We start from the raw sequence: 22796 nt of genomic DNA on the forward strand, positions 1-22796 counted from the left end.
CTCCATATGGGACGCGCACATGTCGTACGCGGGATACGTGTGGGGGACTCGTCGTGCTCGAACGAGGGGCTGCCGGCGAGGGAGGGGCGCTCAGGTCAGGCGAAGGGCAGAGCGAGCGCCCGGGAGCACGGCGGTCCACGCCGTCCCAGGGAGTGCACGAGGACCAGGTCGCGGGCGGCGGCCGTACGCGGCGCCGGACGCGGCAGCCGTCGTACCGGAACCAGCCGGACCGTGCCCGCGGCGACCGCGAGGAGCAGCGGGCGGAAGGTGGTGGCGGCGACCGCGCGCAGCAGCTGGGTCAGGGCGCGCTCGCCGCGACGCAGCCAGGCGGCGGCCAGCAGGCCGACGCCGACGTGCGCGGCCAGCAGCAGCCAGGCCGCGGTCGGGTCGGCGTGGGCGAGCGCCGCGGCGGCCCGGGAGCCGCCGGTCATCTGGGCCAGCGGGGTGCCGACGGCGCCGCCATGGCACAGCACGTCGAAGCCGACCGCGCGCAGCGGGCCGGCGATGGGGCCGCCCGCCCTGCCGTAACAGGCGTGCTGGCCGGTGGTGAAGACCGTGTCGGCGGCCAGTTCCAGCGGGACCAGCAGCGCCGCGATCCGGCCGAAGCCACGCTCGCGGCCCGCCAGCGCGTACGCCGTGACGAACACTCCGGCGGAGACCGCGGCCACCGTGGCGAACGGCAGCGGGGCCCGGGACAGCAGCACGTGCGACGCGGTGCTGAGCGTCACGACGAACGCCGTGAACAGTGCCGCGCGCACGGCTCTGAGCTGGGTCCCGGATATGTCCATAGCGGTGGAGAGTCTGTCACGTACCCATGTAGGAGACCCCTAAAAGGGCCCTGTGAATCCGCGAAGGTTACAGGCCTGGAATGCGGCCGTTGCGGAACAGGTCGACGAAGATCTGGTGGTCGGCACGCGCGCGTGCGCCGTAGCTGTGCGCGAAGTCGGCCAGCAGAGGGGCGAAGCCGTCCTCGTCCGCCGCGATCGCCGCGTCGATGGCCCGCTCGGTGGAGAACGGCACCAGGGACTCGCCGGAGGTGTCGTCGGCCGCGGAGTGCATCGAGGCCGTGGCCCGGCCGAGGTCCGCGACGACCGCCGCGATCTCCTCCGGGTCGTCGATGTCGCTCCAGTCCAGGTCGACCGCGTACGGCGACACCTCGGCGACCAGCTGCCCGGAGCCGTCCAGCTCGGTCCAGCCCAGCCACGGGTCGGCGTGCGCCTGCAGGGCGCGCTGGGAGATCACCGTGCGGTGGCCCTCGTGCTGGAAGTAGTCCCGGATCGCCGGGTCCGTGATGTGCCGGGAGACGGCCGGGGTCTGGGCCTGCTTGATGTAGATCACGACGTCGTTCTCCAGGGCGTCCGTGGAGCCCTCCAGGAGGATGTTGTACGACGGCAGACCGGCCGAGCCGATGCCGATCCCGCGCCGGCCGACGACGTCCTTGACGCGGTAGGAGTCCGGGCGGGACAGGGACGACTCCGGAAGCGTCTCCAGGTAGCCGTCGAAGGCGGCGAGGACCTTGTAGCGGGTGGCGGCGTCCAGTTCGATGGAGCCGCCGCCGGAGGCGAAGCGGCGCTCCCAGTCGCGGATCTCCGTCATCGAGTCCAGCAGCTCGAAGCGGGTCAGCGAGCGGGCCGCGCGCAGCGCGCCGAGCAGCGGGCCCTCGGCGCTGTCCAGGGTGAACGGCGGCACCTCGTCGCTCTTGGCGCCGGTCGCCAGCGCGTGGATCCGCTCCCGGTACGCGCCCGCGTACACCTCGACCAGCTCGGTGATCTGCTCGTCGCTGAGCGCCTTCGCGTACCCGATCAGCGCGATGGAGGCGGAGAAGCGCTTGAGGTCCCAGGTGAAGGGGCCGACGTAGGCCTCGTCGAAGTCGTTGACGTTGAAGACCAGGCGGCCGTTGGAGTCCATGTACGTGCCGAAGTTCTCCGCGTGCAGGTCGCCGTGGATCCACACGCGCGAGGTGCGCTCGTCCAGGAACGGGCCGCCGCGCTTCTCGGCGTCCACGTCGTGGTAGAAGAGCGCCGCCGTGCCCCGGTAGAAGGCGAAGGCCGAGGCCGCCATCTTCCGGAACTTCACGCGGAACGCGGCCGGGTCGGCGGCCAGGAGCTCGCCGAAGGCGGTGTCGAAGACGGCGAGGATCTCCTCGCCGCGCTGCTCGCCGTTGAGCTGGGGGACCGACATCGCTGGGTGCCTCCTGGTACGGGTGGTGCGTGACATGTGGTGCGGATCTCTCCTTCGGGCCAACGTGCGAAGGTCCGCGGGAGTGCCCGCTTTCTTCGCCCGAAGGTACGCGGGGTGGCGGGCGGATTGTCAGTGCCGAGGCATAGGATTTCGCCGTCCCACCAGACTGTCCGCAGTCGGTCCGCAGTCGGTCGGAAGATCGTCGACGCCTGTTTCCTCTGGAGGCCGAAACCGTGTCAAAGCCGCCTTTCACGCACCTGCACGTCCACACCCAGTACTCGCTGCTGGACGGTGCCGCGCGGCTGAAGGACATGTTCAACGCCTGCAACGAGATGGGCATGACGCACATCGCCATGTCCGACCACGGCAACCTGCACGGGGCGTACGACTTCTTCCACACCGCGCAGAAGGCCGGAGTCACCCCGATCATCGGGATCGAGGCGTATGTCGCGCCCGAGTCGCGGCGCAACAAGCGCAAGATCCAGTGGGGTCAGCCGCACCAGAAGCGGGACGACGTGTCCGGTTCCGGCGGTTACACCCACAAGACGATGTGGGCGGTGAACAGCACCGGCCTGCACAACCTCTTCCGGCTCTCCTCCGACGCCTACGCGGAGGGCTGGCTGCAGAAGTGGCCCCGGATGGACAAGGAGACGATCTCCCAGTGGTCCGAGGGGATCGTCGCCTCCACCGGCTGCCCCTCCGGCGAGCTCCAGACCCGCCTCCGCCTCGGCCAGTACGACGAGGCCCTGAAGGCGGCCGCCGACTACCAGGACATCTTCGGCAAGGACCGCTACTTCCTGGAGCTGATGGACCACGGCATCGAGATCGAGCACCGGGTCCGCGACGGCCTCCTGGAGATCGGCAAGAAGCTCGGCATCCCGCCGCTGGTGACGAACGACTCGCACTACACCTACGCGCACGAGGCGACCGCCCACGACGCCCTGCTGTGCATCCAGACCGGCAAGAACCTCTCCGACCCGGACCGCTTCAAGTTCGACGGCACCGGCTACTACCTGAAGTCCACCGACGAGATGTACGCCATCGACTCCTCGGACGCCTGGCAGCAGGGCTGCGCCAACACCCTCCTGGTCGCCGAGATGGTCGACACCACCGGCATGTTCGAGGCGAAGAACCTCATGCCGAAGTTCGACATCCCCGACGGCTACACCGAGGTCACCTGGTTCAAGGAGGAGGTCCGCCGCGGCATGGAGCGCCGCTTCCCCGGCGGCGTCCCGGACGACCGCCAGAAGCAGGTCGAGTACGAGCTGGACGTCATCATCCAGATGGGGTTCCCGGGTTACTTCCTCGTGGTCGCCGACTTCATCATGTGGGCCAAGAACAACGGCATCGCGGTCGGCCCCGGCCGAGGCTCCGCGGCCGGCTCGATCGTCGCGTACGCCCTGGGCATCACCGACCTCGACCCGATCCCGCACGGTCTGATCTTCGAGCGGTTCCTCAATCCCGAGCGCGTCTCCATGCCCGACGTCGACATCGACTTCGACGAGCGCCGGCGCGTCGAGGTGATCAGGTACGTGACCGAGAAGTACGGCGCCGACAAGGTCGCCATGATCGGCACCTACGGCAAGATCAAGGCCAAGAACGCCATCAAGGACTCCGCGCGCGTGCTGGGCTACCCGTACGCGATGGGCGACCGCCTCACCAAGGCGATGCCCGCCGACGTCCTCGGCAAGGGCATCGACCTGGACGGCATCACCAACCCCTCGCACCCGCGGTACAACGAGGCGGGCGAGATCCGCGGGATGTACGAGAACGAGCCGGACGTCAAGAAGGTCATCGACACCGCCAAGGGCGTCGAGGGCCTGGTCCGGCAGATGGGTGTGCACGCGGCCGGCGTGATCATGTCCAGCGAGCCCATCGTCGACCACGCCCCGATCTGGGTGCGGCACACCGACGGCGTGACCATCACGCAGTGGGACTACCCGCAGTGTGAGTCGCTCGGCCTGCTGAAGATGGACTTCCTCGGCCTGCGCAACCTGACGATCATGGACGACGCCGTCAAGATGGTGAAGTCCAACAAGGGCATCGACCTCGACCTGCTGGCCCTGCCGCTCGACGATCCGAAGACCTTCGAACTCCTCCAGCGCGGCGACACCCTCGGCGTTTTCCAGTTCGACGGCGGCCCCATGCGCTCGCTGCTGCGCCTGATGAAGCCCGACAACTTCGAAGACATCTCCGCCGTCTCCGCGCTCTACCGTCCCGGCCCGATGGGCATGGACTCGCACACCAACTACGCGCTGCGCAAGAACAAGCTCCAGGAGATCACCCCGATCCACAAGGAGCTGGAGGAGCCCCTGGAAGAGGTCCTGGCCGTCACCTACGGCCTGATCGTCTACCAGGAGCAGGTGCAGAAGGCCGCCCAGATCATCGCGGGCTACTCGCTCGGCGAGGCCGACATCCTGCGCCGCGTGATGGGCAAGAAGAAGCCCGACGAGCTGGCGAAGAACTTCGTCCTCTTCCAGAAGGGCGCCCGGGACAAGGGCTTCAGCGACGAGGCCATCCAGGCGCTGTGGGACGTGCTGGTCCCCTTCGCCGGATACGCGTTCAACAAGGCGCACTCCGCCGCGTACGGCCTGGTCTCGTACTGGACCGCCTACCTGAAGGCGAACCATCCCGCCGAGTACATGGCCGGGCTGCTCACCTCGGTCAAGGACGACAAGGACAAGTCGGCCGTCTATCTCAACGAGTGCCGCCGCATGGGCATCAAGGTGCTCCCGCCGAACGTCAACGAGTCGGTGCACAACTTCGCCGCCCAGGGCGACGACGTGATCCTCTTCGGCCTGGAGGCCGTGCGCAACGTCGGCACGGGCGTCGTCGAGTCGATCATCAAGGCCCGCAAGGCGAAGGGGAAGTTCGCCTCCTTCCCCGACTACCTGGACAAGGTCGACGCCACCGCCTGCAACAAGCGGACCACGGAATCCCTCATCAAGGCGGGCGCCTTCGACGCGCTCGGGCACACCCGCAAGGGCCTCACCGCCCAGTACGAGCCGATGATCGACAACGTGGTGCAGGTCAAGCGGAAGGAGGCCGAGGGCCAGTTCGACCTCTTCGGCGGAATGGGCGACGAGGAGAGCAACGAGCCCGGGTTCGGTCTCGACGTGGAGTTCACCACCGAGGAGTGGGACAAGACCTATCTGCTCGCCCAGGAGCGGGAGATGCTCGGACTGTACGTCTCCGACCACCCGCTCTTCGGTCTGGAGCACGTGCTCTCCGACAAGGCCGACGCGGGTATCGCGCAGCTGACCGGCGGCGAGCACGCCGACGGCGCGGTCGTCACCATCGGCGGGATCATCTCCGGCCTCCAGCGCAAGATGACCAAGCAGGGCAACGCCTGGGCGATCGCCACCGTCGAGGACCTGGCGGGCTCCATCGAGTGCATGTTCTTCCCGGCGACCTACCAGCTGATCTCGACCCAACTCGTCGAGGACGCGGTCGTGTTCGTCAAGGGCCGCCTCGACAAGCGCGAGGACGTGCCCCGCCTGGTGGCGATGGAGCTGGCGATTCCCGACCTGTCCGCCGCGGGCGCCAACGCGCCGGTGATCCTCACCATCCCGGCCACCCGGATCACCCCGCCCATGGTCAGCCGCCTCGGCGAGATCCTCAGCCACCACAAGGGCGACAGCGAGGTCCGGATCAAGCTCCAGGGCCCGACCAAGACGACCGTACTGCGCCTCGACCGGCACCGGGTCAAGCCGGACCCGGCCCTGTTCGGCGACCTGAAGGTACTGCTCGGCCCGTCCTGCCTGGCCGGCTAGGCGTCGGTCGTACGCGCGCTGTCGGTCGTATACGCGCTGACGGTCGTACATGCGCTGACGGTCGTACACACGCGGAAGGGGCGCACCCGTGAACGGTGCGCCCCTTCTGTGTGCCTGGGCTTCAACAGCCCTGAGGGACCTGGTGAGTCCGCTCAGTTGTGGCCGAAGCGCTTCTGCTGCTTACGGGCAACATCTGCGGGGCTGCCCTGGATGTGCGACACCGGCGAGTCGTGGGACTCCGTCGACGTACGCTGCGCGTGCTCGTGGGCCGGCTCGGCCTGCGACGCGCGGTTCTGGGAGCCACCCTTGCGGTTCTTGTTCTTGGCCATGGTGATCTGCCTCCTGTGGGGGATCTAGGGGCCGAATTCAGATTCACATAGGCTGACAACAGACGCATTTCGGATAATTACCGTCTGTGACAGGGTTTGTCGGAGAGCAAGGTGCCGAAACGCCACGCCGAAGATCGAGTTCGGGCCGTTAACCCCCGCGCCGTCGGGCAGACTCGAAGGAAGCCCCGAAAGCAAACCTCCCGGAAAGAGGGTGAGTCGCGTGGACCGCTGCATCGTCCTGGTGGACGCCGGGTATCTGCTGGGTGCCGCCGCCAGTCTCCTCGCCGGTGAGCCCTCCCGATCCCGGATCACCGTCGACCACGCCGCGCTCATCCAGGCGCTGCGCGACCGCGCGGAATCCGACACCGAGCGTCCACTGCTGCGCATCTACTGGTTCGACGGCGCCCCCGACCGCGTCCCGCAGCCGGAGCACCGCCGGCTGCGCGTGATGCCCCGGGTGACCGTCCGGCTCGGCGCGCTGACCCGAAGCGACGGCCGCTGGGCGCAGAAGGGCGTGGACGCGGCCATGCACGCCGAGCTGACCGAGCTGGCCCGCAACCGCGCCTGCTCCGACGTGGTGCTGGTGACCGGGGACGGCGATCTGCTGCCGGGCATGATGGCCGCGAAGGAGCACGGGGTCGCCGTGCACCTGTGGGCCGTGCAGGCCGCCGACGGGGACTACAACCAGTCCGAGGACCTGGTCGCCGAGGCCGACGAGCGGCGGGTCCTGGACCGCGCGTGGATCACCCAGGCGGTACGGGCGAAGGAGCTGACCGCGGTCTGCGCGCCGCCGCCCGCGCCGCGGCCGGAGATCGCCGCGATCCTCTCCGCGCCGCTGCCCGACTCGGGGCTGGCCGCCGCGGCCGACCCGGGGGCCGAGGAGGCCGACCGGGCGCCGGTGGCGAATGCGGCGGAGAACGGGGCGGTCGAGCGGGTGCCGGCGCCCAAGGGGGTGCCCACGCCGAAGGACCTCGCCGCGCTGCGGGCGCCGGGCGCGCAGCCGGTCCAGAATCCGGCGACCACCGCCACCCTGCGGTGGTCCTCCGACAAGGGGTGGGTGGACCGGCCGGGGACCGTCGCGGAGCCCGCGGAGGCCGCCTCCATGCCCACCCTGGCGCAGCTGACGACCGCGGAGCAGCGGTGGGCCGACCGGGAGGAGGACATCACGACCGTCGGCGGGGATCCCTTCGAGGTCGGGCAGGTGTTCGCACGGCGGTGGATCTCGCGGCTGGGCGACCACAACCATGTGCAGAAGCTGTCCGGGATGTATCCGCGGATCCCGCATCGGATCGACGGGGAGCTGCTGCGGTACGCGGCCCGGTTCGGGTTGCTGGCCCACAAGGACGACCAGATCGACGAGCACGACCGGTACGCCATTCGGGCGGGGTTCTGGAGAGAGATCGATGTACCGGCGGGGGCGGCGGAGCATGCACCGGCCGAATGAGTGAGCCCCGGGGCGCGGGGCCGACAGCCCCAAAGGCGAGTAAACGGGGGCGACCCCGTAGTCTCGTCCCTTGTGAGTACGGGCGTGGGTCGGGCACTTCGGCAGCAGAGTGACGTGGTGTGTGCCGTGCGTGGGCTGACCAAGACCTACGCCGCGGTCAAAGGGCGGCGTGGGACCCCCGGGGTGCCGGAGGTCCGGGCCACCGACCGGGTGGACCTCGATGTCCGGTGCGGCGAGATCTTCGGGCTGCTGGGGCCGAACGGCGCCGGCAAGTCGACCCTCGTCCGACAGCTCACCGGGCTGCTGCGGCCCGACACCGGGACCGTCGAGATCCTCGGGCACGACATCGTGCGGCATCCGGAGCGGGCCGCGCGGATCCTCGCCTATCTCGGGCAGGAGTCCAGCGCCCTGGACGAGCTGACCGTGTCCCTCGCCGCCGAGACCACCGGGCGGCTGCGCGGCCTGGACGTACGGCGGGCCCGCGCCGAGCGGGACGCCGTGCTCGAGGAGCTGGGGCTCGGCCCCCTCGCCGGGCGGGCGATCAAGAAGCTCTCCGGAGGCCAGCGGCGGCTGGCCTGTTTCGCCGCGGCGCTGGTCGGGGAGCGGCCGTTGCTGGTGCTCGACGAGCCGACGACCGGGATGGATCCGGTGGCCCGGCGGGCCGTGTGGGCCGCCGTCGACCGGCGGCGGGCCGAGCACGGCGCGACCGTCGTCCTGGTCACCCACAACGTGATCGAGGCCGAGACGGTCCTCGACCGGGTCGCCGTGCTCGACCAGGGTCGGGTCATCGCCTGTGACACCCCGGCCGGACTCAAGGAACGGGTCGCCGGCGAGGTCCGGGTCGAGCTGGTGTGGCGGGAGCGGGCCCCGCTGGACGTGCCCGAGGTGGCCGTCCTGCGGGAGCGTGCCGTCGAGTCCGGCCGGCGCTGGACGCTGCGGCTCGCGCCCGAGGAGGCGCGTGCCGTCGTCGCCACGGTGACCGGCGGGGCCGCCTTCGCCGCCCTGGACGACTTCACCCTCGCCACGCCCAGCCTGGAGGACGTCTATCTGGCGCTGGGCGGCGCCGCACGGCAGGGGCTGGTGAAGGCATGACCGTGAACGCCGGGGCGACCGGGCCCGTACGGGAAGGTGCGGCGGCCGTACGTGCCGTGGATGCCGTTGGGAAGAGGAGCTGCGCGACGTGAGTGTCGTACCCGCGGAGGTTCTGCCGGGCGGTGCCCTGGCCCTGGAGGAGACGGTGCCGCGCCCGGCGGTCGAGCTGGGCCCGCGTGCGCGTCTGTGGCCGTCGCTGGTGGCCGTCTACCGGGCGCAGCTGTCCCGTGCCCGGGTGGCGCGGATCCCGCTGCTGTTCGTCGCGACCTTCCAGTCCGTCGGCATCATGATCATGATGCGGGGGGTGGTGGACAGCCGCGGCGAGGCCCAGTCCGTGGTGGCGGGGTCGTCGGTGGTGGTCGTCGCCTATGTGGCCCTGAACCTGCTGGCGCAGTACTTCGGGCAGCTGCGGGCGAGCGGCGGCCTCGACCACTACGCCACACTGCCGGTGCCGCCGGCCTCCGTGGTGCTCGGGGCGGCCGCCGCGTACGCCTCCTTCACCGTGCCGGGGACGCTGGTGACGGCCGTCTTCGGGTGTGTGCTGTTCGGACTGCCGCTGAGCAACCTGTGGATTCTCCTCGCCGTGATCCCGCTGGCGGGGGCGGCCCTGTCCGGGCTCGGCGCGGCCTGCGGGCTGCTCGCGTCACGGCCCGAACTCGCCACGCTGCTCGGGCAGCTGGGCATGTCGGCGGCGCTGCTGCTCGGGGTGCTGCCGCCGGACCGGATGCCGGGCATCATTCGGCTCGCGCGCGACCTGCTGCCCTCGACGTACGGCGTGGAGGCCTACGCCCGGACCTTCGGCGCCCAGCCCGACTGGGCCGTCGTCCTCGCTGACCTGGGCGTGTGTGCCGGCGTGGGGGTCGTCTCGCTGGCCGTCGCCACCTGGGCGTACCGCCGGGCCGCCGTCCGGTGACGCGCCGCACAGACCGGCCTGGCACGATGTCAGGGTGACCGCACCGTTGACGCCGCCTCCGCCGCCGCACGACCAGTCCTCGCACCAGGCCTGGCAGGCGCCGCCGCCTGCCGGGACGGTCGAAGCACAGTACGGACAGTACGGACAGGACGGTCCCGGGATGAAGACCGAACTGCGTCAGGCCGCGGTGATCGTTCTCGCGGTGGCGGTGAGCGGGGTGCTGCTCGGGCTGCTGTGGCTGTGGCTGGCGCCGCATGTGCCCCTGGTGGGGGACCAGTCCGGCAAGAACTGGGTGGTCTACCTCAAGGACACCGAGGGGGAGCAGGCGGCGGGAGTGGACGGCACGTTCACGCTGCTGGCGCTGGCGTTCGGTGCGGTGAGCGCGGCCGTGGTGTTCCTGTGGCGGCGGGCCGGGGGTGTGCCGCTGGTGGTGGCGCTGGGGATCGGGGGACTGCTCGGGTCGCTGCTGGCATGGCGGCTGGGGGTGTGGCTGGGGCCGGAACAGGACGTGATCGCGCATGCGAAGGCCGTGGGCAAGGGGGTGACGTTCTCGGCGCCGCTGAAGCTGGGGGCGAAGGGGGCGTTGCTGGCGTGGTCGCTGTCGGCGTTGCTGGTGCATCTGGGACTGACGGCGCTGTTCGGCCCGCGGGACCCGGAGCCGCCGTACCAGGACGGACCGTACGCGGCTCCGCCGGCCTAGGTTTTCCGCCCCCGCCGCCCTTACCCGTCCCATCCCAGGGGGCTGCGCCCCCTTCGACCCCCGCCCGGCCCGAACGGCCTTGTCCTCAAACGCCGGACGGGCTGAAAAGCGAGGCGGGGTGAGGAAACTGGGGGCGCGGGGAAAGTGCGCGACCAGCCCCTGACGGGCCGCGGTCCGGCCCGAACGGCCTTGTCCTCAAACGCCGGACGGGCTGGAAAGCGAGGCGGGGTGGGCAAACTGGGGGCGCGGGGAACTGCGCGACCAGCCCCTGACGGGCCGCGGTCGGCAGTCCCCCGTACCCCCACCCGCTATGCCGGACGGCGACCGTGGTTCGCGTGGCCCTTCTTCGTGCGCCACTTCCGTTTCCGTGTCTTCTTCGACATGTCTCCCGTGATTAACCGAGAACGGGAGCTTCGTCGAGAGGTCACGCACGCCCGATGGGCGCCAGGGTCGCGTTCGTCAGGTCGGCCAGGGACGCCGGGGACAGTTCGACCTCCAGGCCGCGGCGGCCCGCCGAGACGCAGATCGTCGGGTGGGACGACGCCGACGCGTCCAGGACCGTGGGGAGCTTCTTGCGCTGGCCCAGCGGGGAGATGCCGCCGCGGACATAGCCCGTGGTGCGCTCGGCCAGGGCCGGGTCCGCCATCGCCGCGCGCTTGCCGCCGACCGCCGTCGCCAGGGCCTTCAGGTCCAGGCTGCCCGCCACCGGCACCACCGCGACCGTGAGCGCGCCGTCCACGTCCGCGACCAGGGTCTTGAAGACCCGGTCGGGGGACACACCCATCGCCTCCGCCGCCTCCTCGCCGTAGGACGGGTGGGAGGGGTCGTGGTCGTAGGAGTGAACGGTGAAGTCCACGCCCGCCGCGGTCAGGGCCACCGTCGCCGGCGTGCCTCCGGACTGCTGCTTCTTGTTCGGCTTCTTCGGCATGGCAGGGACCCCGGCTCAGTTCAGACTCGTCGGCGCCCGCGTCAGCTCCGCCGCGGGCAGTGACGGCAGGTTACGGATGATCGCCGTCTCGGAGCGAAGCAGTTTCAGCTCGTCGCGGAGCCGGGACGCGGTGTCGGGAGCCTGGAGCAGCCGCTGCTTGGTGGGGATGTCGTGCATCATCGCCGCCGCGACCAGGTAGGAGACCACGGACGGTTCGTCGGGAAGCTCGACGCCCGTCGACAGCGAGCGCTCCCGCGCCCCCGCCAGCCGCTTCTGGTACTGGCGGAAGGCCCGCAGCACCCCCTCCGCCAGCGCGCCCGCCTCGTCGCCCGGTTCCTCCGGCAGCTCCTCCAGCTCGGCCGTCAGGAACGGCCCCGACGCGTCGACGGAGAGCAGCCGCACCCGGCTGGTCCCGGTCGCCAGTACCTCGAACGTGCCGTTCGCCCGCTCCCGGATCGTCGCCGCGTCGGCCACACAGCCCACCCGGTGGAAGGACTTGAGGGGGTCGGGCCCGAAGCCGGCCGCCGGACCCCGGTCGGGCTGGGCCGTCGGATCCGGCATGCCGGGCGCGCTCGGTGCCACCTCGTGGCCGTCGCGGATCGCCACGACGGCGAACCGGCGGGGTTCCTCCTCGGGGGTCTTCAGCAGATCGCGCATCATGGCGCGATAGCGCTCCTCGAAGATGTTCAGCGGCAGCACGAGCCCCGGGAACAGCACCGAGTTCAGCGGGAAGAGGGGAAGACGGACGGTGGTCACGGCGCCACAGCCTAGTGGTCATCGGCGGGAACATGTCCGCCGTGCTCAGCCCGTGGGCGCCCCGCGCTCCGCTGCGAGGGGACCGGTCCGGTCTCGGGGAGGGGTTCCGTACCGGCCAGCAGGTGCGCGCGCAGCCGTACGAAATGGCCCAGCGGGTCGTCGGACACGCGGTCCCAGGGGAACGACGTGACGTACGGGCCGATCAGGTGCAGCTGGGCGCGGGCGGCCTCCCAGCGTTCCAGCCGGACCAGGAGGTACATCAGCTTGTTGCGGATCTCGGCCGGCCAGGGGTCGGCCGCCGGGAGCCGGGCGGAGAGCGCGATCGCCCGGTCGGCCGCCGCGTCCAGGCGGGCGCGTGGCACCGCCGGGCCGCACCCGTCGGTGAGATAGGCGAAGGCCGCCCGGGCCGGGAGGGCCTGTACGAGGGAGTCGGCCGGGGCGTCCTGGGCGGCCAGGTCGGCGAAGTCGAAGCACTCGCTGTGCGAGCCGTGCCAGTACGTGCCCAGATAGCGCACGGCCGCCACATGGCAGCCGTGGTGGTGCGGGGCGCGGCGGACCGCCGCCTCCCACAGCTCCTCGAAGTACTTGTGGCCGGCGTTGGAGCCGCGTGCGTGGTCCAGCGCCACCCGCCACGGCACCGGGTCGCGGTCGTCGCCGCGTGCGGCGGCCGTGATCAGCGGACTCACCGCGCGTAGCAACTCGGTCCGGGCCGGGGAGGGCCAGGCCTGGTCCACCGCCAGCTGGGCCCGCAGCAGGAGCAGGTCCGGGTCGTGCGGGGCGGCCGTGGACCAGTCGTCCAGCCACTCGGCCCGGGATCGGGCGAAGAGGGCGAGCCGGCGCACGTACCGGTCCCGTGCCTCCCATTCGGCCGCGGCTCTGGTGCCGGCCAGCAGCCGCGAGGCGGGCCGGTACTCGCCCCGGCCGGCCGCGACCAGCACGGGGGCCAGCCGCTCGTCGGGCGCGTCGAGGAAGACCTCGTCGTCGGCCGGCAGCGGGCCGAGGGCGGGGCGCGGGGCGGTCCTTGCGGTCCGTGCGGAACGGAACAGCGCACGCAGCGAAGCCATGGTGTCGCCATTGAAAGTCGGCAGGTCGGGCGGGCGCCAGACCACCAGGCCAATTCCGTGAAAGTTGTAGGGTTCCGAGTCAAGGAAAGGCAAAAGGTGACTGTTGCTCACCTGTAGGGCTGTCAGCCGCACCCGTCGTGCCCTAAAGGCGCCTCAGCAGCCGCGTGGCCCCCGCCGCCACCGTCGTCGCCAGGATCCAGCCCAGCAGGATCATCACGGCGGCCGCCCACTGCCAGCCGCCGCTGAGACGCCACTGGCCGGCCTGGCCCAGGTCGATCACCGGCAGCAGCAGATCGAGGACGAACAGCGCCGGATCCCAGACCGGATGCCCGCCGGAGCTCATCGGGGGGTGCGGGGCGTGTGCGAAGGCGAGCGTGCCCGCCGCCCACAGCACCGTCATCCACACCGCCGCCCGGCCCGGCCGGTAGCCGTAGGCCACCGTCACGTCCTGCGCGTACCCCCAGAACTTGGCGGCGACCGGCAGCGTCTCGCGCCGCCGGCGCTGCTTGGCGAGCTGCACCTCGCGCGCGTCCTCGTCCTCGCCGGCGGCTCGCAGCACGGTCGCCAGCCGTTCGTACGGCTCCGGGTTGTACTCGGCGGTCGCCGCCGCCACCCAGTCCAGGCGCCGGGTCAGCGGGAACCGGCCCTGCGGGACCAGGTTCTCGTACACGAAACCGCCCATGTGCAGCCGCCCGGGGCCCGGCCAGCTGGCCGCCCCGTCCACCAGGTTCACGGTCCGGGCGCCCGACAGCACCACCCGGCCGCGCTGCGGCTCCTCCCCGAGGAACCGCAGCTCCGGCGCCTGCACCCGGCGCAGCGACAGCTCCTGGTCGTCCGTGAAGGTGAACCGCGCCCGCTCCAGGTCGACGGCGTCCCCGAACCGCCCGTCGTCCAGCCGGATCCCGCCCTGGCACTCGAACCGCTGGATCCGGGTCCCGCGCGCCGGGGTCGTGCCGCTCTGCCAGGGGCCGCCCACCCCGGCGGGGGTCAGGTACAGGGTGCGGCCGACGGTCAGCTGGGGGGCGTTCAGCGCGCGCCCGTGGGGATTGCGCAGCCGGGCCCCGCGCAGGCTCAGCGAGACGCCCACCTTGGCGCTGCGCAGGCTCAGTTCCCCGTACGACTCCAGGAGGTCCGCCTGCAGGTCCTGCCCGACGGTCAGGCCGTCGGCCGCGATCGACCGCCCGCTGCGGTCCCGGTAGACCACCGCCTGGTTCAGCAGCAGATCGGTGCCGATGTGTGCGTCGGTCAGCCGGACCCCGCCCAGGAACCGGCAGCGCGGCAGATGCAGATCACCCTCCGTGCGCACCCGGGCCGCCTCAAGACGCGGCACCGCGCAGTCGACCAGTCGCACGGTGGTGAAGTGCGCCTCCGGCAGCAGGACCTCGTCGTCGAACCGGCAGCCGCGCAGCTCCACGTACGGGGTGACGGTGCCGCCCGCCAGGTCCAGCGCCCCGGTGATCCGCAGGCCGGCCAGCTTCAGCGCGGACACCCGGCCCGCGAGCGCCAGCGGCCCGTCGAGCAGCAGCCAGCAGACGATCCGTGCCCGCACGGTCCGCTCGGGGCCCCAGGGATGGCCGCCGTGCGGATCGTCCACCTGCACGTCGCCGCTGCTCAGGTCGTACACACTGCCGTTGCGGAAGGCCTGCCACATCCCGGCCTCGGCCGCGGTCAGATCGTCCGGCAGTTCCCCGTCCCGGACCCCCTCGGTCACGGCTCTTCCTTCTTCCTCAGCTACTCGCCAGTCAGGTGTTCGCCCAGCGGTGATGCCCGCTCCGTCACCTCTCGAACACAAGAAGTGAAGGTGATCTTCCGGGTTCCGGCCAGGCTATGTACCGGCCGTTGGCTCACGTTCTGTATCAGCCATTGATACGCGCGAACGGGCCCCGAGTGCCGTCTGAGAGAATTGGGCCTGTGATCTCTCGTATCGATCTGCGCGGCGACGCCCTCCCCGAGGGACTCGCCCTGCGCGACCTGCTGCCCCGAGCCGACTTCGACGTCTCGGCCGCCCTGGAGAAGGTGCGTCCGATCTGCGAGGCCGTGCATCATCGGGGCGACGCGGCGCTGATCGACTTCGCCGAGAAGTTCGACGGGGTCACCCTGACGCAGGTGCGGGTGCCCGCCGAGGCCCTGGCCAAGGCGCTGGAGGAGCTGGACCCGGCCGTGCGCGCGGCCCTGGAGGAGTCGATCCGGCGCGCCCGTCTCGTCCACCGCGAGCAGCGCCGTACGAGCCACACCACCCAGGTCGTGCCGGGCGGGTCCGTGACCGAGAAGTGGGTGCCCGTGGAGCGCGTCGGGCTGTACGCGCCCGGCGGCCGGTCGGTCTACCCGTCCTCCGTGGTCATGAACGTGGTGCCCGCGCAGGAGGCCGGCGTCGAGTCCATCGCGCTCGCCTCGCCGCCGCAGGCGGACTTCGCGGGCCTGCCGCACCCGACGATCCTGGCCGCCTGCGCCCTGCTCGGCGTCGACGAGGTGTACGCGGCCGGCGGTGCCTCCGCGGTCGCGATGTTCGCGTACGGCACCGAGTCCTGCCCGCCCGTCACCATGGTCACCGGCCCCGGCAACATCTGGGTCGCCGCCGCTAAGCGCTACTTCACCGGCCGGATCGGCATCGACGCCGAGGCAGGACCCACCGAGATCGCGGTCCTCGCGGACGCCACCGCCGACCCGGTGCACGTCGCCGCCGACCTGATCAGCCAGGCCGAGCACGACCCGCTGGCCGCCGCCGTCCTGGTCACCGACTCCGTGGAACTCGCGGACGCGGTGGCGAAGGAGCTGGAACCGCAGGTCGCGGCCACCAAGCACGTCGACGACCGGATCGTCCCGGCACTCAAGGGCAGGCAGTCCGCGATCGTCCTGGTCGACGGCGTCGAGGAGGGCCTGCGGGTCGTCGACGCGTACGGCGCCGAACACCTGGAGATCCAGACCGCCGACGCCGCGGCGGTGGCCGGCCGGGTCCGCAACGCGGGCGCGATCTTCGTCGGCCCCTGGGCGCCGGTCTCCCTCGGCGACTACGCGGCCGGGTCCAACCACGTGCTGCCCACCGGCGGCTGCGCCTGCCACTCCTCCGGGCTGTCCGTGCAGTCGTTCCTGCGCGGCATCCACATCGTCGACTACACCGAGGACGCGCTGGCCGAGGTCGCGCATCACGTGGTCACGCTGGCGGACGCGGAGGATCTGCCGGCACACGGCGCGGCGATCAAGGCGAGGTTCGGGTGGAAGGTACCGGCGAGCAAGTGAACTTCGGAATCGACGATCTCCCCGTACGGGACGAGCTGCGCGGCAAGTCCCCCTACGGCGCGCCCCAGCTGGACGTCGCCGTACGGCTGAACACCAACGAGAACCCCTACCCGCTGCCCGAGCCGCTGGTCGAGCGGATCGCCGAGCGGGTGCGCGAGGCCGCCCGGGACCTGAACCGCTACCCCGACCGGGACGCGGTCCAGCTCCGCACCGAGCTGGCCAGGTACCTGACCAGGACCGGGGGCCACCCGCTCGCCGTCGAGAACGTGTGGGCGGCCAACGGCTCCAACGAGGTCATCCAGCAACTGCTGCAGACCTTCGGCGGACCGGGCCGTACCGCACTCGGCTTCGAGCCGTCGTACTCGATGCACTCGCTGATCGCGCGCGGTACCGGCACGGCCTGGATCTCCGGCCCCCGCGAGGACGACTTCACCCTCGACGTCGAGGCCGCCACCCGCGCGATCGCCGAGCACCGGCCCCACGTCGTGTTCGTCACGACCCCCAACAACCCCACGGGCAACGCGGTGCCCGCCGAGACGGTCCTCGCGCTGTACGACGCGGCCCAGGCGGCCCGGCCGTCCATGGTGATCGTCGACGAGGCGTACGTCGAGTTCAGCCACGGCGCCTCGCTGCTGCCGCTGCTCGAAGGTCGGCCGAATCTCGTCGTCTCCCGGACCATGTCGAAGGCCTTCGGCGCGGCCGGCCTGCGCCTCGGTTACCTCGCCGCGCACCCCGCGGTGGTGGACGCCGTACAGCTCGTCCGGCTGCCGTACCACCTGTCGGCGATCACCCAGGCGACCGCGCTGGCCGCCCTGGAGCACACCGACACCCTGCTGAAGTACGTCGAGCAGCTGAAGACCGAGCGGGACCGGCTGGTCGCCGAGATGCGGGCGCTCGGCCTGGAAGTCACCGAGTCCGACGCGAACTTCGTGCAGTTCGGGCGGTTCGAGGACCCGCACCGCGCCTGGCAGGGGATCCTCGACCGAGGGGTCCTGGTCCGCGACAACGGCGTGCCCGGCTTCCTGCGGGTGTCCGCCGGAACCCCCGAAGAGAACGACGCGTTCCTCGACGCGGTACGTGAAGTCAAGAAGGAGCTGGACGCATGACCCGCGTAGGGCGCGTGGAGCGCACCACCAAGGAGACCTCGGTCCTCGTCGAGATCGACCTCGACGGCACCGGGAAGACCGACATCGCCACCGGTGTCGGCTTCTACGACCACATGCTCGACCAGCTCGGCCGGCACGGTCTGTTCGACCTCACCGTGAAGACCGAAGGCGATCTGCACATCGACTCGCACCACACCATTGAGGACACCGCCCTCGCCCTCGGCGCCGCCTTCAAGCAGGCGCTCGGCGACAAGGTCGGCATCTACCGCTTCGGCAACTGCACGGTCCCGCTGGACGAGTCCCTCGCCCAGGTCACGGTGGACCTGTCCGGCCGCCCGTACCTCGTCCACACGGAGCCGGAACACATGGCCCCGATGATCGGCGAGTACGACACCACCATGACCCGGCACATCCTGGAGTCCTTCGTGGCCCAGGCACAGGTCGCCCTGCATGTGCACGTGCCCTATGGGCGCAACGCACACCACATCGTGGAATGCCAGTTCAAGGCGCTCGCCAGGGCGCTGCGCTACGCCTCCGAGCGCGACCCGCGCGCGGCCGGCATCCTCCCCTCGACGAAGGGCGCTCTGTAAGCCATGACCGGGCTGAACACCCTGCTGATCGTCGTCGGCCTCTTCCTGGTCGGCGGAATCATCTCCTTCGTCAAGCAGAAGATGCCCACCAGCCTCATCGTGCTGCTCTCGATAGGAGCCGCGATGTGCCTGGTGGCGGGCATCATGAGGCTGGAGGTGTGGAATTGAGCGCACCCTCGAAGAAGGTCGTCGTCTTCGACTACGGCTTCGGGAACGTCCGCTCCGCCGAGCGGGCGCTCGCCCGCGCCGGGGCCGACGTCGAGATAACCCGTGACTTCGACAAGGCGATGAACGCCGACGGGCTGCTGGTGCCGGGCGTCGGCGCCTTCGCCGCCTGCATGGAGGGCCTGCGCGGGGCCCGCGGGGACTGGATCATCGGCCGGCGGCTGTCCGGCGGACGGCCGGTGATGGGCATCTGCGTCGGGATGCAGATCCTGTTCGCGCGCGGCATCGAGCACGGCGTGGAGACCGAGGGCCTGGACGAGTGGCCCGGCTCGGTCGAGCCGCTCCAGGCCGAGATCGTGCCCCACATGGGCTGGAACACCGTGGACGCACCGGCCGGCTCCGAGCTGTTCGCGGGCCTGGACGCCGACGCCCGCTTCTACTTCGTGCACTCCTACGCCGTCCAGGACTGGTCGCTGGAGACGCACAACGCCTCGCTGCGGGCCCCGCTCGTGACCTGGTCGACGCATGGCAAGCCGTTCGTGGCCGCCGTGGAGAACGGCGCCCTGTGGGCCACCCAGTTCCACCCCGAGAAGTCCGGCGACGCCGGCGCCCAGCTCCTCACCAACTGGATCGGAACACTGTGAGCAAGCTCGAACTCCTCCCCGCCGTCGACGTCCGCGACGGCCAGGCCGTCCGCCTCGTGCACGGCGAGTCGGGAACCGAGACCTCCTACGGCTCCCCGCTGGAGGCCGCCCTCGCCTGGCAGCGGTCGGGCGCCGAGTGGCTGCACCTGGTCGACCTGGACGCCGCGTTCGGCACCGGCGACAACCGCGAGCTGATCGCCGAGGTCGCCGGCGCGATGGACATCAAGGTGGAGCTGTCCGGCGGGATCCGGGACGACGCCTCGCTGGCGGCCGCCCTGGCCACCGGCTGCCGCCGGGTGAACCTCGGCACGGCCGCCCTGGAGAGCCCGGAGTGGGTCGCCAAGGTCATCGCCGAGCACGGCGACCAGATCGCGGTGGGCCTGGACGTCAAGGGCACGACCCTGCGCGGCCGCGGCTGGACCCGCGACGGCGGCGACCTCTACGAGACGCTGGCCCGCCTCGACCAGGAGGGCTGCGCACGCTACGTCGTCACCGACATCGCCAAGGACGGCACCCTCCAGGGCCCGAACCTGGAGCTGCTGAGGAACGTCTGCGCGGCGACGGACCGGCCGGTCGTGGCCTCCGGCGGCGTGTCGTCGCTGGACGACCTCCGCGCGCTGGCCGAGCTGGTACCCCTCGGTGTCGAGGGTGCCATCGTCGGAAAGGCTCTCTACGCCAAGGCGTTCACCTTGGAAGAAGCACTGGAGGCAGTGTCCCCGTGAGTGAGCTGCGACGTGTCACGACGGGCGCGCCCTGGGAGGACGCCTTCGGGTACTCCCGTGCGGTGGAACTGCCCAACGGCCTGGTGCTGGTCTCCGGCTGCACCTCCATAGTGGACGGCCAGATCGCCGGGGGCGGCCCCTACGAGCAGACGGTCAACGCCTTCAACGTCGCGTTCGCGGCGCTGGGGCAGCTGGGCCTGGGCCGTGACGATGTGGTGCGGACACGTATGTATGTCACCCACGCCCGGGACGTGGACGATGTGGGACGCGCCCACAAGGAGCTGTTCGAATCCGTCCGGCCCGCCACGTCCATGATCATCGTCTCCGGTTTCGTGGATCCCAGCCTGGTCGTCGAGGTCGAGGTGGAGGCGTACCGAGGGGAGGCCACGGCATGACCCTGGCGGTCCGAGTCATCCCCTGCCTGGACGTGGACAACGGCCGCGTCGTCAAGGGCGTCAACTTCCAGAACCTGCGGGACGCGGGCGACCCGGTCGAGATGGCCAAGGTGTACGACACGGAGGGCGCCGACGAGCTGACCTTCCTGGACATCACCGCGTCCTCCGGCGACCGCGAGACCACCTACGACGTGGTGCGCCGCACCGCCGAGCAGGTCTTCATCCCGCTGACCGTCGGCGGCGGGGTGCGCACCGCCGCGGACGTCGACAAGCTGCTGCGGGCGGGCGCCGACAAGGTGGGCGTCAACACGGCCGCGATCGCCCGCCCGGACCTGATCCGGGAGATCGCGGAACGCTTCGGCCGCCAGGTCCTGGTCCTGTCGGTGGACGCCCGCCGCACCCCCGAAGGCACCTTCGAGGTCACCACCCACGGCGGCCGCCGCGGCACCGGCATCGACGCGGTCGAGTGGGCGCACCGGGCCGCCGAGCTGGGCGCGGGGGAGATCCTGCTCAACTCGATGGACGCGGACGGCACCAAGGACGGCTACGACCTGGAGATGATCGCGGCGGTCCGCAAGCACGTCACCATCCCGGTGATCGCCTCCGGCGGCGCGGGCCGGCTGGGCGACTTCGCCCCGGCGATCGGCGCGGGCGCGGACGCCGTCCTCGCCGCCTCCGTCTTCCACTTCGGCGATCTGCGGATCGGCGAGGTGAAGCAGGCGCTGCGCGAGGCGGGACATCCCGTGCGGTGACGCCGTGCAGAGACTCTGGCCCCGGCGCCCTCGATGGGCGCCGGGGCCTTTTGCCGCCCTGACGCGTCCACAGATACGCAAGAAAAGTTGCGCAAAATAGATTGCGCAACTTTTCTTGCGTATCTAGGGTCGGTGTCATGACGGACAAGGAGCGGGACCGCCGGATCACCGACGTGGGCACCCTCAAGGCGCTCGCGCACCCGCTGCGCATGAAGCTCTACCGAGGACTGTGCGTGGCCGACAAGGCGACCGCCTCACAGCTCGCCGAACAGGTCGACGAGGCCGTCTCGCTGGTCAGCTACCACCTGCGCAAGCTCGCCGAGCACGGGCTGATCGAGGCGGCCGAACCGCAGCGCGCGGACGGCCGGGAGCGCTGGTGGCAGCCCGCGTCGGACGGCGTCGCCATCCGTGACCGGGACTTCAGGGACGCACCCGAGAAGGCGGCCGCCCACCTCGCCGCCACGCGGCTCTTCCACGAGCAGCGCGCCGACATGTACCGCCGCTACCTCGACGAGCGCCCCACCTGGAGCGCCGAGTGGAACGCCGCCGCGCCCGACAGCGAGTCCCTGCTCCGCCTGACCGCGGCCGAACTGGACGGACTCCGCGAGGAACTGGCCGCGCTGGCCAGGAAGTACGACGAGAAAGGCCGGTCCGCCGAGGCGAACGGCGACACCGAGGGGCGCGAGCACGTCGCGCTGCACGTGTACGGCTTCCCGTTCCGCCTCTGAGAAGGGCCGCGCCCGTGACTTCGACCGACCTGCCCGCGACGGCCGCCGGCGTCACCGCCGCCGTCGCGAAGCCCGCCCACCGCGACCCCAACGTGCTGCGCTGGCTCGGCGGCTACACCTCCTCCATGGTCGGCGACACCGTCTACTACGTAGCCCTGTCCTGGGCCGCGGTCCAGGGCGGTTCACCCGCGCAGGCCGGGGCCGTGATCGCCGTCAGCGCGTTGCCCAGGGCCGTGCTGATGCTGTTCGGCGGGGTGATCGCCGACCGGCTCGGGCCACGCCGGGTCGTCATCGCCGGCGACGCGGTGCGCTGCGCGGCCGTCCTCGCCGTCGCCGCGCTGCTCCTCCTGACCAGCCCGGACCTGGGGCCGCTGACGGCGCTCGCCCTGGTCTTCGGCGCCGTCGACGCCGTGTTCATGCCCGCCGTGGGCGCCCTCCCCGCGCGTGTCACCAGCCGCGACCAGCTCGCGCGCGTGCAGGGCCTGCGCGGACTCGCCCAGCGCGTCGCCTACATCCTCGGCGCCCCGCTCGGCGGCCTCGTCCTGGCACTCGGCGGTGTCGCGGCCGCCTTCGGCCTCGCCGGCCTGCTCATCGCCGTATCGGTACCCCTGCTGATGTCCCTGCGGGTCCGGGAACTGCCGGCCGGCGACCGCGCGGCCACCGTCAACCCCTGGCAGGACCTGCGGGCCGGTCTCGCCCACATCCGCCACCACCCCGTCCTGGCCCCGCTGATGCCGGCCATCGCCCTCGGCGACCTGGGTTTCGTCGGCCCCCTCAACGTCGGGCTCACCCTGCTCGCCGACCGGCGCGGCTGGGGTGCCGTCGGGATCGGCTGGGTGATCGCCGGTTTCGGGGCCGGTGCGGGGGCCACCTCGCTCCTGCTGGCCGTCCGGGGCCGGCTGCCGCGCGCCGGGCTGATCGCCGGGTACGCCATCCTCGCCGGATCCGTCGCGATCGGCGCCCTCGCCTTCGTGTCGAGCCTCGTCGGTGCCATCGGCGTGGCCCTGCTGCTCGGCCTGCTCACGGGTCTCAGCGGCGCGATGTGTGCCGCGCTGCTGCAGACCCACGCCGACCCCGCCTGCCTGGGCCGGGTCACCGCCGTGTCCAGCCTGATCAGCCTGGGGCTGACCCCACTCAGCATGCCCTTCACGGCCGCCGCCATCGGCGTCTTCGGGCTCGGCCCGGTGTACGTCGTCAGTGCCGCCGTCTGCGGACTGGGCGGGGTCGTCGCGCTCGCCGTGCCGGGGCTGCGCCGGGCCGAGCTGCCCCGCTGAGGC

Annotated in this window: 22 protein-coding genes; 15 read left to right on the forward strand and 7 right to left on the reverse strand. The window is 71.4% G+C overall.

Annotated elements, in window-relative coordinates; genetic code table 11:
* Nucleotides 1-95: 95 nt before the first annotated feature.
* Nucleotides 96-788, reverse strand: coding sequence for a hypothetical protein (locus ACZ5K7_RS30390; RefSeq protein ID WP_468918153.1), 693 nt, complete (start codon nt 786-788; stop codon nt 96-98).
* Nucleotides 789-855: 67 nt separating this feature from the next.
* Nucleotides 856-2181, reverse strand: a complete 1326-nt coding sequence (locus ACZ5K7_RS30395) for a DUF2252 domain-containing protein (RefSeq protein WP_351695232.1) — start codon at nt 2179-2181, stop codon at nt 856-858.
* 233 nt (nt 2182-2414) lie between these two features.
* On the opposite strand from ACZ5K7_RS30395, the gene dnaE reads away from it, so the two are divergent.
* Nucleotides 2415-5954, forward strand: a complete 3540-nt coding sequence (gene dnaE, locus ACZ5K7_RS30400) for a DNA polymerase III subunit alpha (RefSeq protein WP_351695230.1) — start codon at nt 2415-2417, stop codon at nt 5952-5954.
* 152 nt (nt 5955-6106) lie between these two features.
* Here the strand turns inward: dnaE and ACZ5K7_RS30405 are convergent, their stop codons facing one another.
* Nucleotides 6107-6283 carry a hypothetical protein gene (locus ACZ5K7_RS30405; protein ID WP_351695228.1) on the reverse strand — a complete coding sequence of 59 codons (177 nt, stop codon included), beginning with the start codon at nt 6281-6283 and terminating at the stop codon, nt 6107-6109.
* A 220-nt stretch (nt 6284-6503) separates the two neighbouring features.
* On the opposite strand from ACZ5K7_RS30405, the gene ACZ5K7_RS30410 reads away from it, so the two are divergent.
* The 4 genes from ACZ5K7_RS30410 to ACZ5K7_RS30425 all read left to right on the forward strand — a co-directional run bounded on the left by ACZ5K7_RS30410 (nt 6504) and on the right by ACZ5K7_RS30425 (nt 10432).
* Entirely contained in the window at nt 6504-7727 is a 1224-nt protein-coding gene (locus tag ACZ5K7_RS30410) for an NYN domain-containing protein (RefSeq protein ID WP_351695226.1), read from the forward strand.
* Between the two features lie 117 nt (nt 7728-7844).
* On the forward strand, nt 7845-8819 hold the full coding sequence (locus tag ACZ5K7_RS30415) for an ABC transporter ATP-binding protein (RefSeq protein ID WP_351695224.1): 975 nt from the start codon (nt 7845-7847) through the stop codon (nt 8817-8819).
* Between the two features lie 88 nt (nt 8820-8907).
* The gene (locus ACZ5K7_RS30420; protein ID WP_351695222.1) at nt 8908-9732 is read left to right on the forward strand and encodes an ABC transporter permease; all 825 of its coding nucleotides are present in this window, start codon (nt 8908-8910) and stop codon (nt 9730-9732) included.
* Between the two features lie 34 nt (nt 9733-9766).
* Nucleotides 9767-10432 (forward strand): AAA family ATPase, encoded by a 666-nt coding sequence (locus ACZ5K7_RS30425; protein ID WP_351695220.1) that lies wholly within the window; start codon nt 9767-9769, stop codon nt 10430-10432.
* A 424-nt stretch (nt 10433-10856) separates the two neighbouring features.
* Here the strand turns inward: ACZ5K7_RS30425 and ybaK are convergent, their stop codons facing one another.
* From ybaK to ACZ5K7_RS30445, 4 genes are all read right to left on the reverse strand, one after another.
* Nucleotides 10857-11360, reverse strand: coding sequence for a Cys-tRNA(Pro) deacylase (gene ybaK / locus ACZ5K7_RS30430; protein ID WP_351695218.1), 504 nt, complete (start codon nt 11358-11360; stop codon nt 10857-10859).
* A 15-nt stretch (nt 11361-11375) separates the two neighbouring features.
* Nucleotides 11376-12116, reverse strand: coding sequence for an LON peptidase substrate-binding domain-containing protein (locus ACZ5K7_RS30435; protein WP_351695216.1), 741 nt, complete (start codon nt 12114-12116; stop codon nt 11376-11378).
* Nucleotides 12117-12127: 11 nt separating this feature from the next.
* A complete protein-coding gene (locus tag ACZ5K7_RS30440; RefSeq protein ID WP_351695214.1) occupies nt 12128-13180 on the reverse strand; it encodes a hypothetical protein in 1053 nt (350 codons plus the stop codon).
* Nucleotides 13181-13322: 142 nt separating this feature from the next.
* The gene (locus ACZ5K7_RS30445) at nt 13323-14831 is read right to left on the reverse strand and encodes an oxidoreductase (RefSeq protein ID WP_468918418.1); all 1509 of its coding nucleotides are present in this window, start codon (nt 14829-14831) and stop codon (nt 13323-13325) included.
* 260 nt (nt 14832-15091) lie between these two features.
* Between ACZ5K7_RS30445 and hisD the strand changes: the two genes are divergently transcribed.
* The 10 genes from hisD (at nt 15092) to ACZ5K7_RS30495 (ending at nt 22793) form a co-directional block, all read left to right on the forward strand.
* The gene (gene hisD, locus ACZ5K7_RS30450) at nt 15092-16417 is read left to right on the forward strand and encodes a histidinol dehydrogenase (protein WP_450971718.1); all 1326 of its coding nucleotides are present in this window, start codon (nt 15092-15094) and stop codon (nt 16415-16417) included.
* Nucleotides 16414-17523 carry a histidinol-phosphate transaminase gene (locus ACZ5K7_RS30455; protein WP_351695208.1) on the forward strand — a complete coding sequence of 370 codons (1110 nt, stop codon included), beginning with the start codon at nt 16414-16416 and terminating at the stop codon, nt 17521-17523. Before hisD ends, ACZ5K7_RS30455 begins: the two co-directional genes overlap by 4 nt.
* Nucleotides 17520-18113: an imidazoleglycerol-phosphate dehydratase HisB gene (gene hisB, locus ACZ5K7_RS30460; RefSeq protein ID WP_351695206.1), complete on the forward strand. Its 594-nt coding sequence runs from the start codon at nt 17520-17522 to the stop codon at nt 18111-18113. Before ACZ5K7_RS30455 ends, hisB begins: the two co-directional genes overlap by 4 nt.
* 3 nt (nt 18114-18116) lie before the next feature.
* A complete protein-coding gene (locus ACZ5K7_RS30465; protein ID WP_351695204.1) occupies nt 18117-18281 on the forward strand; it encodes a hypothetical protein in 165 nt (54 codons plus the stop codon).
* Entirely contained in the window at nt 18278-18922 is a 645-nt protein-coding gene (hisH, locus tag ACZ5K7_RS30470) for an imidazole glycerol phosphate synthase subunit HisH (RefSeq protein WP_351695202.1), read from the forward strand. The genes ACZ5K7_RS30465 and hisH overlap by 4 nt, the downstream gene beginning before the upstream one ends.
* Nucleotides 18919-19644: a bifunctional 1-(5-phosphoribosyl)-5-((5-phosphoribosylamino)methylideneamino)imidazole-4-carboxamide isomerase/phosphoribosylanthranilate isomerase PriA gene (priA, locus tag ACZ5K7_RS30475; protein ID WP_468918166.1), complete on the forward strand. Its 726-nt coding sequence runs from the start codon at nt 18919-18921 to the stop codon at nt 19642-19644. Before hisH ends, priA begins: the two co-directional genes overlap by 4 nt.
* Nucleotides 19641-20039 carry a RidA family protein gene (locus ACZ5K7_RS30480; protein WP_351695198.1) on the forward strand — a complete coding sequence of 133 codons (399 nt, stop codon included), beginning with the start codon at nt 19641-19643 and terminating at the stop codon, nt 20037-20039. The genes priA and ACZ5K7_RS30480 overlap by 4 nt, the downstream gene beginning before the upstream one ends.
* On the forward strand, nt 20036-20791 hold the full coding sequence (gene hisF, locus ACZ5K7_RS30485) for an imidazole glycerol phosphate synthase subunit HisF (RefSeq protein WP_468918169.1): 756 nt from the start codon (nt 20036-20038) through the stop codon (nt 20789-20791). The genes ACZ5K7_RS30480 and hisF overlap by 4 nt, the downstream gene beginning before the upstream one ends.
* A gap of 137 nt (nt 20792-20928) precedes the next feature.
* Complete coding sequence (locus ACZ5K7_RS30490; protein ID WP_351695194.1) at nt 20929-21519, forward strand: ArsR/SmtB family transcription factor; 591 nt, start codon at nt 20929-20931, stop codon at nt 21517-21519.
* Between the two features lie 14 nt (nt 21520-21533).
* Nucleotides 21534-22793, forward strand: a complete 1260-nt coding sequence (locus ACZ5K7_RS30495) for an MFS transporter (protein WP_351695192.1) — start codon at nt 21534-21536, stop codon at nt 22791-22793.
* Nucleotides 22794-22796: the final 3 nt, after the last annotated feature.

Source organism: Streptomyces sp. NPDC031497 (assembly GCF_055580905.1).